Raw genomic sequence first — 13,088 nt, 5'->3', positions numbered from 1 at the left:
CCCACGGTAAAAATCAGAAAAATCCTCCGTTTAGTGGGTTACAATCGTCTTCTATTATCGTTACCATTAAAGTAGACATGACTGTAAGCACAGAAAGTAGTTATTTAGTCCAAGTAGAAGGAGGTGCTTTTTGAGCAGTAGCTTTATCATAAAACTATAGGAGATGATGCGGACAATGAGAATTAAGTTTCTACTATTTTCACTAATTGTACTTCTATCATTTGGAGCCTTTGGTTCTTTTGAAGCTAAAGCCGAGGGTAATGATGCAAACATTACGCTAAAAGGTAGTCCTAAAGAAATCGGTGAGCAATACGGGAAACAGGCTAAAGAGCAAATCAAGGAAAATATTAGTCTCTTCCAAACAATGGCCCCTCTGGCCAATTTAACAGAAGAGGATCTTATTAATGCTGCTAGCGACTATGAAGACTTTTTAGCAGTGGAAAACCCTGAGCTTCTTGAACAATTACAAGCAATGACTACATACGCTAACGTTCGATATGAAGATTTACTAGCTTTTAATGCATTAGAAGAAGAGGTTATGGGAGATGGTTGCACAACTATGTTAGCCACTGGTGCTGCTACACAAAGCGGAAATGCGTATTATCACAAAACTCGCGATGCAAATAGAGGCTCTAAACAGGTCGTCGTTCAAGTAGAACCTGAAAATGGTTATACGTATATTGGAATTACGAGTGCTGGCTCAACAGGTATTGCCATGGGGATCAACGAAAATGGAGTATCTGTTGGAAACAATGTCTTATCAACATGGGACACTGGCAGCGGCTATGGAAATTTAGTTGTGATTCGTCTAGCTTTAGAAGCGGCTTCTAATGCCAAAGATGGGGTTGATTACATCGAGAACCTTCAGCGTGCCTCTGGTTCTGTCTATGCGGTGGCTGATCGTGATGAAGCTGCTTGGGTTGAAACAACTGCTAATCATTCAGCCGCACATTGGGTAGTAGACGAGGCAATGGCTCATACAAATCATTATATCCTTCCTGGCATGGAGCAGTTTGATACTCTTGAATCGGACCCATCAAATGAAAGATGGAGTTGGTACCTTTCTACTCATAATCGCTTGGATCGTGCACAGAACCTATTAGATAACGAATTTGGCAAAATCAATATCCAACGTTTAGTTAAAATTTCAGAGGATCAAGATCCAGCTTATGATGATAGCACGTATTGGATTGATTCTGATGCTGAAATCAATGGTGTGAAGATGGGATCTGTATCAACTGGAACATTCGATGGTAGCAAGGAACGTATGTGGGCTCAGTTAGGCCAACCTAGCGTAGCACCAGCCATCCCATTTAGTGTCGATCGCCCCCATATTCCAAAGCCCTTCAGCTCTGGAAAACAAAGCGATCGATTGGAAGAAACGGTTGGGCATCGAGGTTAAATAACGAGTAACATAGTACTAAATTCATAATGTTTGAGTTCAACTCTTTCTGAGCAAGCCATACTACTAACAAAAAGACGTCCAGTTCAAAATAGGACGTCTTTTATATGTGTAACTACTTCTCAAAATGCTTCACAGCTTTAAGAAGAATCGATTCTCCTACAAAGGAGTGGACTTGACCATCTACTACTTTTATGCGGAATTTATTATGATACTCTCAACTTTATTATAGAATTTATCAAAATTTTCCTTCTCTGGAGCGATATTATCAATCAATAAAAACTGTCCATTCTTCTTCAAAACTCGATAGCTTTCTTTAATAAAGGATAATAAATTAGGAAAGTGATGGGCAGCAATGCGACATGTAATAACATCAAATTCAGAGTCATCAAACGGTAAGTTCTCTGCATCACCTTGAACGAAATGAACATTTACATTTCCGTTTTATTCTACATATGATTTAGCTGCTTCAAGTATTTCTTCTGTAAGATCATAAGCAACTACACTTTCCACATCTTGTGCTAGCGCATTAGCTACATGGCCCCCACCAGTTGCTATATCTAATACCTTCTCTTCTCCTTTTAGATTTGCTATTTCAACTAACTTTGCTAGATCTTTCCCTTTTGCATGCCAGTCCCTGCTTCTTTAAGGATCGCACCCGTTACTTTAATAACTGTTGTTTTAAATTTAACACTAACTTTCCTTTTATATATTATAAAAAAATGCGTTCCTGTAATAAAAACAGGAGACGCATTAATTAGGATTCTACATTAATTTGTTTGTTATCATTAGTACCTTGATGATGGGTGTAATCCGTTAATTCAACCGTTACATCGTTTATGTTTTTTCTTTCAACTTCTGAGGATCCAAAATATGTATTTGGGTCAATATCAAATGTACCTGTGTCAAGTTAGCTCTAATCTGCTAACGCACGCAATCGCAGATTAGAACAAATTCATTTATACTAACCAATCTTCAACTAGTTGCTGTACGATTTTGCGTTTTTCAATAGGAAGCATGTGTCCTGCTTTATTTAATACAACAAAGGTTGAATTAGGAAACTTCTTGAGGAAAATACCATAATCTTTATACCCGCAGATATTATCTTGTTTACCAAGAATAATTAAAACTGGATGCTGTAACTCTGAAACATCATGAAAAGGTTCTTCAGGGAGAAAGTACCCCTTTTCCCTCCAATTTGAAGTTAAGAACTCTCTGTTAGCTAATAATCGTCCAGGTTGAATTTCTCTCAAAAAACAGGCAAGGTTCTCTTTATTTTGGTATACAAACAGTGTTTCAAAAGCACTCCTTATATCCGAATTAAAATCAGTAAGTATACCATCATCTTTTTCTAAGGTTACTTTTTCAGGTAATGTCCTCTCCTTTAAATGAAGGGCAGAGGCAAGCAAACAGATACTCTTTACTTGATTTTGTCTTAAATGCAATATCCCTTGAGCTAAATAACCCCCAAAAGAAAAACCTATTAAAGAAAAGATCTTATTAGGCAATACGGTATCTATAAAATCCAATATATTTAAAAGCATATCATTCGTTGACCTAAGTTTTTCATCAATAACACTATTTCCGTGTGCAGGTAGATCTATGTAAATTCTTTTGTACCCATTAATATCTTTGAAAATAGGTTCTACCCAAGCCTTCATAGAACGGTGATCTGTTCCCAAGGAATGAAGGATTAATATAGGAGTACCTTCACCAATAACTTCATAAAAAATACTTCGACTCCTAACTTTACATTTCATAATAGTATTCTCCACTCTATACTCTAATTTCAATTAAAAGACTAAAAAATTCAATACCTTATTCAACTACCCTGCCCTTTACTTCAACAAGAAGAAGCGATTACCCTTTATTGAGCAATCGCACGTTACTTAAATAATTTAAATTTCCCCCCTCACAAAAGGAGAAAATACAGAATAGATTGACCAAACAAACACTATCCAAAAAGTAAGAGAAGTAATCCGGTCGTTCAAGAGTAGATTTTTATTAGATAATACATAAGTACTAAATAACGTATATAAACAAAATAATAAAAAAGAAAGACCAAAGATAACACTACCCACATTGCCTAAATAAGAAATACCAACACTTTCATATACTACGCTTAATACATTTTCTGTAAGAATAAAACCAATAAACAAAAAGATTACTATTTCAACAAATGTAATAACATATCCTTTCCATAGAGCCAAATAAACACTCCCTTTTCCTTCTTGATTTACCATATTCCTTGTTCAATTATCAAGCCCCCATTAGTTTAAGTGTATCTTTTCACAAGGTAAGATTTATCTATATGTCTTAACTTAGAGAGTTAATTAGGGCTTATACTTATTACTTCCTGGAAGTCTTTTGATTCTATTCCAGGCTTCAATCGCTTCTTTCCGAGTTTTCTCTTTATTTTGGGGGTCAGCAAAAAAATCACTAATAAATTGATTATATTCAAATTGAGGAGCGATGTTCTTCTTATATGTAGGGTCTTTTTTTCGTTCTTCTTCCACATTCCAAGCAACTACAACATCACTATATGTTTTTCCGATGTTATTATTAATGTAATTTTGAATATAAGTAGAAAAATGAAATTTAGGGATGATTGTCTTAAAAAACGCTCTTACCTCTTGACTACAACGGTGGTTTTCAGTAATAACTGTTTCAAGACTTAATTCTGATTTATTTTCTATCTTTTTGTTTATTTTTGTTTTCCTAATTGGCTTTTTAATTTCTCCTGTAAGAAGATAAGTTTTAATCCTAGCAAAAATTTCTATTTTTGAACCAGATGCACTTATTCCATTTTCCCTACAAAACGTTTGTAATTCTTCCTTTAACCAATAGTAATTATCGAAATCTTTAATACTAATTTCTTTTGTTAGGTTCGGTCTCACATCCTCCACCTCCTTTTAATCTTAGTCAATTATAGAACATACATTCTTATATTGTCTATTGCATTTACCATATAAAACCAATAAATTTATTTCACAATCCTGCTTGAAGAAGCACCAAGAACCAAGTCAACAAATCCTTCCATTAAATTTAAGAACTTGTTAGCAACATTTTTGGTTAGTGATCACTTACTTCTTTTACGTTTTCTTTAGGTACCCAACCTTCTTCTGAGTTAGTTAGCCTTTTAACCCATATCCAACCATTAAGTTCCTTAAATTTAATAAGCTGTTCATCAACATTAACCTCTAATTCTTTTGCAATATAATCCTCTAGAATCAACCCTTGCTCATGCAGTGTAATCACTACGTCTAACTAAATAGTCCAAAACCTTCCAAGTGGTGAGAAATGGTAGGTTATATGGTGCACTCATTTTTAGTATATCATTTATATTTTAACTTTTTTATTGAAAAATGTTGACAAACTATTAGCTGGTTTAGTAGAAAAACGACTGCTACTTGTTCAGCAATCGCTACCCGTTTCTTCAATAAGGAGTCAGTTGAGATAATGTATATTTTGAAAGAAATCCATCATTTGTCTATATGCTTTTTGTGCTGACTTCTCATTATATTTTGAAGAGTACGGGTCACTGAATCCATGTTGACCACTGAATTTATATATCTTAATATTCTTTTTATCCAAAGTTGAAATTAACTCATCCACATTAAATGATTTTTCCTCTTGCGGAAAGAATAGCATTATTGGAGATTTTGGTAATATGGCAACATAATTTCTAATACGTGAACCATAGTATCCCACTACCCCATCAACAGATTCGTCCTCACTACATAACCAAGCTATAGTGGCACCAACACTAAATCCGATGACATATATTTTTTTGTATTCATTTTTAATATCTGACAAAACATCTTTTATTTTATGTAATGCATTTTCAAAACCTACGTTCTCCATAAAATGATGATAAGCTACTTCCTCTTGAGAATAATCAAAGGGAGTATCACGTTCATATAAATTAGGACAAAAAACATCAAAATTCTGTTCTGATAAAAACTCACAAAAAATCTTCATATGTTGGTTAATCCCATAAATTTCGTGTATTACAATGATTACAGTATCAGACTTTTTATGTATTAATTTAATCATTTGCACCTCCCGTAAACCTAAGTTTCTTATTGGACAATTTATAACATATTATATCTTTCCTTCTTCAACTAAACTGCTCCGTTCGTTGAAGAAGGAAAGCGATGAATTTATAAAGCATCTCTTTCCTTTATTCTAATAAATTTCCTGATATACAATTTCATCTTCAGCATTTAATTCTATTATCACATCTTTGAGCTTTATTTCTATTCGCTCCTTTTCTTCTTTTAAATGAGCGTTTTGTTGTTTTAAATCTTTTATTTCTTCATTCGCTATAAGTAACCTTTCTTCAATACCCAATTGAGCATCTTTATCAGCATTTTCTTGATCTACATTCCAATTTCCAACGAGGACCAAAATAACCAGGGCTAATAAGATTATAAACATTTTCTTTCTCATTCTTTATCTCCTTGTATAGTAATAGATTTTAGAATACGGTTTTCAACTGCTTGTATATATTAATACTCTTTTTTATTATTTTAACATTAATTTCCTTTTAGCTGATATCTACCAAGACCTCACTTTTATTAGTTCCATTAAACCATCATATTCACCTTCGTGTTTTACTGAGGTTTCTATTAAAAAGTTGGTTACTTCATTAATTGAGTGGTGGGGAGATAAGCTGTTTGCACTAAGGAGATTGTTCATCTTTGTACACTTCATTTCAATATGATTATATAGATCTCCTATAGAAGGCGTTAAAAACTAAAGACCAAAAATATACAGACAAAAGGGGCCTAGTTCATTAATCCTTTTGTCTGTACTTTTTAATTTTATTTAATCATTGTAGATTCATTTATTTCATTGAGAATTATAGGTGTGATTAATGGTCTTAATATTAAATATATAAGATAACCAATAGCAACTCCTTGGCTTTTCAAGATTAGTTAGTAATAGTAGCACGACCTATTAAAGTTGAATTATCATTTGCTTTTGTCCAACGGAAATAATAAGTCCCCGACGGTACGGACCAACTTGAAGTGGCAGCAGAGAACCTATCTTGAGTTTTCATGCCATACTTATATAAATATGGTTGAATAAAGTGTAATCGTTTTCCGTATTTCATCATTCTCTCTTTGTAAAATATCCAGTACCACATTTGCAACCATTCCCTTTTTTCACATCGTACAGATTAATACTGTAATAGTTAAATCTGTTCCGCGTACTCAAATGGAAATTTGGGAGTTTTAATATTTATTATTGTCGCTAGTACGATGTGAACAACTAAGCAAAGGACGTCTTAAAACATGACGACAAATATGGACCATTACATTGAAGTAGTGAATTCCATTATCGGAAACGTTAATTTGAAAGGATTAGAAAATCCTCAAACTATATTTGAATTAAACGATAAGCTCGTAAGTGCTTTTGCTAAGATATACGGTAAAAGAGATGTAAGTTTTCAATAATCTTTTTAGAAGGAATCTGCTCTTCAAAGACAGTATGAACTTCCCTTTTATCAAACGACACCTAAAGGATTGCACCTTTTAGGGGAGAAATAAGGTATGAAACCGAATACAAGATATTGTATAATACTTTTAGGTTTACAGGAGGTGATATAAAAATGGCGAGAATGTTTTTACATCAGCCAAAGTTTGTAACGTCTCATGCAAAGCCTCTTGTTAGAACGGCGATACTTTGCATGAGGTGAAGGCAACTTCATCGCCACCTCATTTCTGATAAGCGGTTTTGCACCTTATTATCAATTCCATTTTTTATATAATAAGGAGCTGAGAGAAATGACAAACAAAATAAATTCAACAATAAAGAATGTACCCTTCATAAGAAATGACCAATACAACTTTATTCAGTTTCAAATAAAAAACCTTGTTCATGCTCATTTAACCACTCAGGATCAAGGAGTTCTGAATGCCTTAAAATTAAGTTCACTAGATAAAATATATACTTTATTACCTAATATAAATGAAAGCCAAAAGGCTTTATTAAATAAGGTAGTTTCTATCGAAAAAGATTATCAAGCCGAATCATTTTTATCTGAACTAAAATATTATGTAACCCCATTTAAAAATATTACGGAAAAAACGATAACAAAACTATTTCCTAAAGCTAAGAAATTGAAGGGTCCCCCTCTTGAAGAGATAGATTTCAAGGAAATCTCTTATTTAGGTTGGTATGATATTCGTTCAGAAAGAAAATTTCTTATTGTTGATTACAATGGAAAATTAAAGGGGATACAAGGGAGTTTTCAGGAGAATAACAAAGGAATTTGTTCATTATGTAACCACCATGAAGATATTGGGTTGTTCATGTCTAAAGTGAAAGCTGGAAAAGAAACGTATACAAATAGAGGTAATTACATTTGCAGTGACAGTCATAGATGTAATCAGAATCTAATTCTTTTAGATGGATTGAATAAATTTGTTGAACTTTTAAGAAAATAGCTGAGGGATGTTCCCTCAGCTTTTTTAGTTTTGCATGCCTTCCATTGGACCACGCCCCTTAAGATTGACTGCAGACGAAACGGAAGATTTTGTTGTTGCTATCGAGGAGACGGTCTAGCTCATACTGTTCCGCATATCAGCTAGATAAGATGGTCTCTAATGGATGGTTTGAAATTTATGAGGACATCAGCTGGTGTTCTCCCTGCGAACAGTATAACAAGGATCCAGGTGTAACGATCGAGTTCCGTTACATTAGTCAACCTGTCAACTAACAAACTATTACTATTAAGCCATAAAGGATGTGATTTCATGTTTCAAGAACGTCCTACAGGGCCCAAGATAACTCCCGTTATTTGTTGGTACCTATGCAGCAGCATATAGTTTACTTTAATATATACTAGCAACCTCATCCTTAATATCAAAGATGTGAGGCCTTCTTAATCGATCTTATATTATAGAAATAGCCTGTATACAGCTAGATACTGCGTACAGGCTATTTTCAGGAGAGAAAAAGCGCAAGATTCATTACACTTCTGTTCATATCACCATTATAGGTGAACCATTTAATTGATTCAACACTATTTACATGGTATACATTATTAGACCTAACACGAATACACAACTTTTGGCATATTTCTTAGGTTGCGTAAAATGGGTTAAAATTCATGTAAAGTCGATTTTTTGCTAAGATTTACCGGAAAGGAAGGAAAGGAAGTTGAATAGTTTGACCGCAAGTCAAAACCTGCCACACATCACCCTTATTACTACCAATCGATCACTCTCCCCCGCCATTAGACGTTACTTTGCAGCGTCATCACAAAACGTTTCAATCACTTGTCTACCTCAGAAACAGCTCATCTCGTATATAAAGGAAGTTCCCTTGGATGATAACACCCTAATTGTCTGGATGATTGATGATACAGAAATGCATCTCTTAGGATCCATTCTAAAGAATTACGAGGCAAGTATTATCCCTGCTAATATGGAGAATATTGATCAAGAACTAAAATTAGCGGTTTTATATTACCCTTATATATCTCTGGCTTTTCAAGACCCCCTTTTGAAGTGTGTGCAGAAAAAGGTTAGAAAAGAAGACAGACCAATATTTACCCATGAACCCTTTACAACATTTAACCAAACAGAGAAAGCAATTGTTTACTATATGTACCATGGGTGTTCGACAGAAGATATTGCAAAGAAAGCTTATATTAGTGTGCATACTGTTAACAATAATATCTACAATATTAAAAAGAAACTAAAGGTTACATCAAAGGTAGGGATTATAAAGAAATTATTCATTAATACTAGACATATTTCTTGAATTTACTTTCCCCTTTTTAGATGTACTTCAAGAGGGAGTTTACGGGAATGTTCTCTGTACTAGAGTCCAATCTAACATACTTTGTTAAAGAAATAAGGATACCATTGTTGTCAGCCTAAGATGATTAGCATCATGTAAGACCCTTTCAAAAAAAGACAACACTATACCAAACGACATGTCGATTTAACAATGGAGTCACGTTACTAGGATCCTCTAGCCCTGATTGATCGTTCGATACACACTCTTCCATGTTGCTAGATAGTGAATTAATAAACGCTCTCTTTAACATATTGATAAATATTCCTTTTGATCAAACTCACTTAAAAAATTGAAGATATTACAGTATGTGTTGGACTTAAAAAGACTAAACTTTATTTACCTTAACCACCTTCTACTTCATCATTTCTCTAAGCGCTTCATAAGTGAAGTGCAATAAATTTGAATTAACATAGGTTGGGCTATTAATTGTCGAAATTTGTATCCAGAGATATAATATGTGTAGTTAGGAGGGGTTCAATTGGAATCACAAGAAGAAGTAAGTGCTTTAATTGAGTATTTTGAATCTAAGTTAGGTAGAAGGTTAAAAGAAAATGAGTTAGATTTAATTAGAAATATGATCATTTGGCAACAAATTTCTTCTAGCTAATTCCTCTTTAAGTAGGCTTACAAAATCATCGTCTAATTTAAGTTGGATTGCTGTTCGGTAAGACTCTAACAAATTTGCATCATTGATATATTTAAGGCTCATAGATTTACCTCACTTTCATAGTTTCTTCTAGGTTTGTACCAAAAATTTAAACATCGGTTCTCCTAGCAGACACTACTCTTGACAACAATTTTGAAGGCGATCTGGTGAGTATTACTGGATGATGAATTCTATCACGTTCTAAATGGATTTTTCATGTCTGTAATTAGACTTGCTTTTAAAATTAAAAATAAGCTAAATAGCCTTAATGATTATAAGGGTTTAATTGTTATATGTCTATACAATTATCAAGAATTCACATAAGAAGCTCATATGTCCTGCACATCATTCCTAATATTCCCAGCCGGCAACTTGATCACCGTCTCCTGCTCTTTATGTATACTCCAACAGCATCCCTCGCGCCATGTTATTTTATAAGGTGATACCAAAGTACGTACACCTCGTCTATTTTTTCTTTTATGCAATCATCACTTTAGAAGTAGAGTTGATGACTTTCATTATAAATCTTGCCTAAACAGATACTTTCGGTAGAGATTAGGTTATTTGAGTATTTTTCCTTTCCAATGGTGAAATTAGTATAATTTAGGGCGCCCTTTCATAAATATAAATAAAATCTAGTATTTCTAACAAAAGGGCAGAGATTAAAGACAAAATTTCGCTACAACTTACCACGGAGAGGGAAGGTGCTGTTCTCCATCACATACCCTTTAAAGGAGTATGTCCATAGATGAACCGTGTCAAGTAGCGTACACGAGCGTAACTACAATTATTTGTACTTTATCTACGTAAAATACAGTTAGGAGGTCCAGCAATAAAAAAATTATTTTTAATATTCATATTTTCCTTCCTAATATTTAAATGTTTTGAGGTATTATTCTCGGCTAAGGACAACACTAGAGCCATTTGGATATGGGAAACGACAGAAATTATATCAAATGAAGATCAAATCATCCATTTTTTAAACCAGCAAGACTTTAATACAGTTTATCTTTATATTAACCCGACATTAGAAGTGGAAAACTATAAGAAATTTATTAAAAAGGCTAATTCTAACAACATAGTTGTCTATGCTTTGGGAGGCTCCCCAAACTGGATTTATGAAACAAAAGAAGTGGCTAAGTTTTGCAAATGGGTAATGGATTATGAAAAAGGAGCATCACCAAAAGAAGCTTTTAAAGGGATTCATATTGATGTTGAGCCATATTTAACTAACAAATGGGAAGAGGATATAGAACATAGTATAGAATTATACCAAGATGTCTTAATGAAACTAAAAAATACTATAGATGATACATTGGTTTTCGGAGTTGACATTCCCTTTTGGTTTGATACCGTTTCTTACACAAATTCATCTCATGGCTCTGGAGTTTTAAGTGATTGGATTATTAAAAATGTTGATGAAATAACCATAATGGCTTACAGGAATTTCGCGGAAGGAGCTAATGGTATAAACCATTTAATAAACAGGGAAGTACTACTAGCAAATAAGTTAAATAAATCTATAATTGTAGGAGTTGAAACTCAAAAGTTACCGGAGTCTCACGTCAGCTTTTATAACCAATCTCCAAAAGAATTAGAGAAAGCTTTATCTGAAGTTACCAAAACCTACGAAAATTATCGAAGCTTCGACGGTTTCGCTATTCATTATTATCAAAGCTATAAAGAATTTATAAACCCCTAAGAAAGAAACTTTTTGTTTTTAAAATATTAACTAAAAAAGGTGATAATGAACAACACCAAACATAAATAGGTTTAGAAACTGAAGTCAAAGATCTGCAGTCAAATGAATACATGTTTGGATGGAATCAAGCTTTATCTGCAAATCACATTCTATTGCATAAACCACTTGTATAGACTAGATTACAGTCCAATTCCAAACAAATTAATTAAGCATCCAATTTCGTATTGGCCAGACTGGGCGGAGTTTGGCCTTCTCAAGTCCATATTGAGGTTAATACCTAACGCATAGCCTCCCTCTTCTATTATTTCGACTAAATTACGAAAACTGAGGTTGTAGGGAAGATGCTACCTTAGCTTTAACAAAGAAAGATAGCGATAAGCTTCCATAATCTGTTTCTTTATCCACGACAGCTTTTTTAAATTATGAGTATCAATGTCCAGGATTTAGATATTACATAAAAACGTCTTGAAGTTCTTATAAAAAGCATGCAAAAAAACCTTCACTACTGTATGTTTGGAAGGTTTTGTCTGTTATTAAGTGATATTAGGATGAAAAACCAAATACAATGACTGTTTGTTTCTAATTTTCCATCGGGATAAATTCAAATTTAGTTATAATAATTTCAGCTTCATGTTGATTTAAAGGAGCCCCGCCGCCCATTAACCACAGATTCAAGCGCACTTTTTCATTGTTTGTATTAGGAATATCCTCTCCATTATATGACCATTCCTTAATAAGGTACCATTCTAGCGGACTGGGTAGTGTTGAATAATGGCCATGAAGGGACATAAACTTTATCTCCGATGATGTCCATTTAAAGGTATGTGTTGAGCGGTATCCATTGAGGGATGTTTGAAATCGTTCAATATTAGAAGACTTCGTATATGGTTGAACAACATATTGAGAGTTTAATGCATTAGAGTTTCCCCATTTTGCAAATTCAATATCAATTTCCCGGTTGTTATTTGTTGCCGCATCTGCAGAAATGCTATCGTAAGTGAATAAACCTAACGTGATATTCGGATCTAATTTGTCAGGACGTCCATCAATAAAAAAACGGTATGTTCCATAACCTAACGTTTGGATATTATATACTTCTGCACAATACCATTTACCCTTACGCTTTGTTATCTTCAAATGAAGTCTTCCTTCATTATCGACCCAAACATTCTCGTTACTACTTGAAAAATAATTCGGTCCAGGTCCCCATTTACTACTAGAAGAATCCTTAACATTCCAAGTATAACCACTCCAGTTAAGCGTTCTACCATGTGTCATATAATTCCACCCCTCGATTGTTAAGCTTCTAATTCTACTACATCATATGAAGCTAAACTTTTTATGGAAGTGTATTTGTCCACAACATAGGAGAGATCGTAATGTCTGATTGATAATATAAAAATACTAAAGTACAATCCCATTAAGAAGATTGTTTAAAAGAACCTTTTCGTTATAAAAGTATACGTGAATTGGTCATTCATAACCATGAATCTCAAGCACCTTTAGTGAGTCTAATACTATTT

General features: G+C 33.6%; 13 protein-coding genes and 1 pseudogene. 6 read left to right on the top strand and 8 right to left on the bottom strand.

The annotated features are described in order from the left end of the window. Positions 1 to 175 precede the first annotated feature (175 nt). Positions 176 to 1,402, top strand: coding sequence for a C45 family autoproteolytic acyltransferase/hydrolase (locus RYX56_RS18860; RefSeq protein ID WP_317123595.1), 1,227 nt, complete (start codon positions 176 to 178; stop codon positions 1,400 to 1,402). Positions 1,403 to 1,594: 192 nt separating this feature from the next. Here RYX56_RS18860 and RYX56_RS26550 read toward each other — a convergent pair. The 6 genes and pseudogenes from RYX56_RS26550 to RYX56_RS18830 all read right to left on the bottom strand — a co-directional run. Next, positions 1,595 to 1,831: pseudogene (locus RYX56_RS26550) on the bottom strand (class I SAM-dependent methyltransferase); the annotation flags it as partial. Between the two features lie 530 nt (positions 1,832 to 2,361). Further along, entirely contained in the window at positions 2,362 to 3,162 is an 801-nt protein-coding gene (locus RYX56_RS18850) for an alpha/beta fold hydrolase (RefSeq protein ID WP_317123594.1), read from the bottom strand. Positions 3,163 to 3,735: 573 nt separating this feature from the next. After that, the gene (locus RYX56_RS18845) at positions 3,736 to 4,299 is read right to left on the bottom strand and encodes a DUF6434 domain-containing protein (RefSeq protein WP_317123593.1); all 564 of its coding nucleotides are present in this window, start codon (positions 4,297 to 4,299) and stop codon (positions 3,736 to 3,738) included. Positions 4,300 to 4,474: 175 nt separating this feature from the next. Next, positions 4,475 to 4,660 (bottom strand): SH3 domain-containing protein, encoded by a 186-nt coding sequence (locus tag RYX56_RS18840; protein WP_317123592.1) that lies wholly within the window; start codon positions 4,658 to 4,660, stop codon positions 4,475 to 4,477. A gap of 189 nt (positions 4,661 to 4,849) precedes the next feature. Further along, positions 4,850 to 5,458: a dienelactone hydrolase family protein gene (locus RYX56_RS18835; RefSeq protein ID WP_317123591.1), complete on the bottom strand. Its 609-nt coding sequence runs from the start codon at positions 5,456 to 5,458 to the stop codon at positions 4,850 to 4,852. A 132-nt stretch (positions 5,459 to 5,590) separates the two neighbouring features. Beyond that, a complete protein-coding gene (locus RYX56_RS18830; protein WP_317123590.1) occupies positions 5,591 to 5,854 on the bottom strand; it encodes a hypothetical protein in 264 nt (87 codons plus the stop codon). A gap of 848 nt (positions 5,855 to 6,702) precedes the next feature. On the opposite strand from RYX56_RS18830, the gene RYX56_RS18825 reads away from it, so the two are divergent. The 4 genes from RYX56_RS18825 to RYX56_RS18810 all read left to right on the top strand — a co-directional run bounded on the left by RYX56_RS18825 (position 6,703) and on the right by RYX56_RS18810 (position 9,824). After that, the gene (locus RYX56_RS18825) at positions 6,703 to 6,864 is read left to right on the top strand and encodes a hypothetical protein (protein ID WP_317123589.1); all 162 of its coding nucleotides are present in this window, start codon (positions 6,703 to 6,705) and stop codon (positions 6,862 to 6,864) included. 330 nt (positions 6,865 to 7,194) lie between these two features. Beyond that, positions 7,195 to 7,857: a FusB/FusC family EF-G-binding protein gene (locus tag RYX56_RS18820; RefSeq protein ID WP_317123588.1), complete on the top strand. Its 663-nt coding sequence runs from the start codon at positions 7,195 to 7,197 to the stop codon at positions 7,855 to 7,857. 715 nt (positions 7,858 to 8,572) lie between these two features. Continuing rightward, positions 8,573 to 9,178, top strand: a complete 606-nt coding sequence (locus tag RYX56_RS18815) for a LuxR C-terminal-related transcriptional regulator (protein WP_317123587.1) — start codon at positions 8,573 to 8,575, stop codon at positions 9,176 to 9,178. Between the two features lie 517 nt (positions 9,179 to 9,695). Then, a complete protein-coding gene (locus tag RYX56_RS18810) occupies positions 9,696 to 9,824 on the top strand; it encodes a hypothetical protein (protein WP_317123660.1) in 129 nt (42 codons plus the stop codon). Here the strand turns inward: RYX56_RS18810 and sda are convergent. Next, positions 9,780 to 9,926 (bottom strand): sporulation histidine kinase inhibitor Sda, encoded by a 147-nt coding sequence (sda, locus tag RYX56_RS18805; RefSeq protein ID WP_317123586.1) that lies wholly within the window; start codon positions 9,924 to 9,926, stop codon positions 9,780 to 9,782. The two genes, RYX56_RS18810 and sda, sit on opposite strands and share 45 nt — an antisense overlap. Before the next feature lie 970 nt (positions 9,927 to 10,896). Here sda and RYX56_RS18800 point away from each other — a divergent pair. Next, a complete protein-coding gene (locus RYX56_RS18800; protein WP_317123585.1) occupies positions 10,897 to 11,565 on the top strand; it encodes a hypothetical protein in 669 nt (222 codons plus the stop codon). A gap of 579 nt (positions 11,566 to 12,144) precedes the next feature. Here the strand turns inward: RYX56_RS18800 and RYX56_RS18795 are convergent. Continuing rightward, complete coding sequence (locus RYX56_RS18795; protein ID WP_317123584.1) at positions 12,145 to 12,843, bottom strand: glycoside hydrolase family 16 protein; 699 nt, start codon at positions 12,841 to 12,843, stop codon at positions 12,145 to 12,147. Between the last annotated feature and the right edge of the window lie 245 nt (positions 12,844 to 13,088).

The organism is Alkalihalophilus lindianensis (assembly GCF_032843265.1).
GTDB classification, from domain to species: Bacteria; Bacillota; Bacilli; order Bacillales; family Bacillaceae_D; genus Alkalihalophilus; species Alkalihalophilus lindianensis.
This window is presented reverse-complemented; position numbering and strand designations above follow the sequence as displayed.

Bases quoted from the DNA above. Each gene is read 5' to 3' on its own strand.
- RYX56_RS18820 (WP_317123588.1), top strand. From the start codon at position 7,195: ATGACAAACAAAATAAATTCAACAATAAAGAATGTACCCTTCATAAGA.
- RYX56_RS18835 (WP_317123591.1), bottom strand. From the start codon at position 5,458: ATGATTAAATTAATACATAAAAAGTCTGATACTGTAATCATTGTAATA.
- RYX56_RS18825 (WP_317123589.1), top strand. From the start codon at position 6,703: ATGACGACAAATATGGACCATTACATTGAAGTAGTGAATTCCATTATC.
- sda (WP_317123586.1), bottom strand. From the start codon at position 9,926: ATGAGCCTTAAATATATCAATGATGCAAATTTGTTAGAGTCTTACCGA.
- RYX56_RS18860 (WP_317123595.1), top strand. From the start codon at position 176: ATGAGAATTAAGTTTCTACTATTTTCACTAATTGTACTTCTATCATTT.
- RYX56_RS18850 (WP_317123594.1), bottom strand. From the start codon at position 3,162: ATGAAATGTAAAGTTAGGAGTCGAAGTATTTTTTATGAAGTTATTGGT.
- RYX56_RS18795 (WP_317123584.1), bottom strand. From the start codon at position 12,843: ATGACACATGGTAGAACGCTTAACTGGAGTGGTTATACTTGGAATGTT.
- RYX56_RS18830 (WP_317123590.1), bottom strand. From the start codon at position 5,854: ATGAGAAAGAAAATGTTTATAATCTTATTAGCCCTGGTTATTTTGGTC.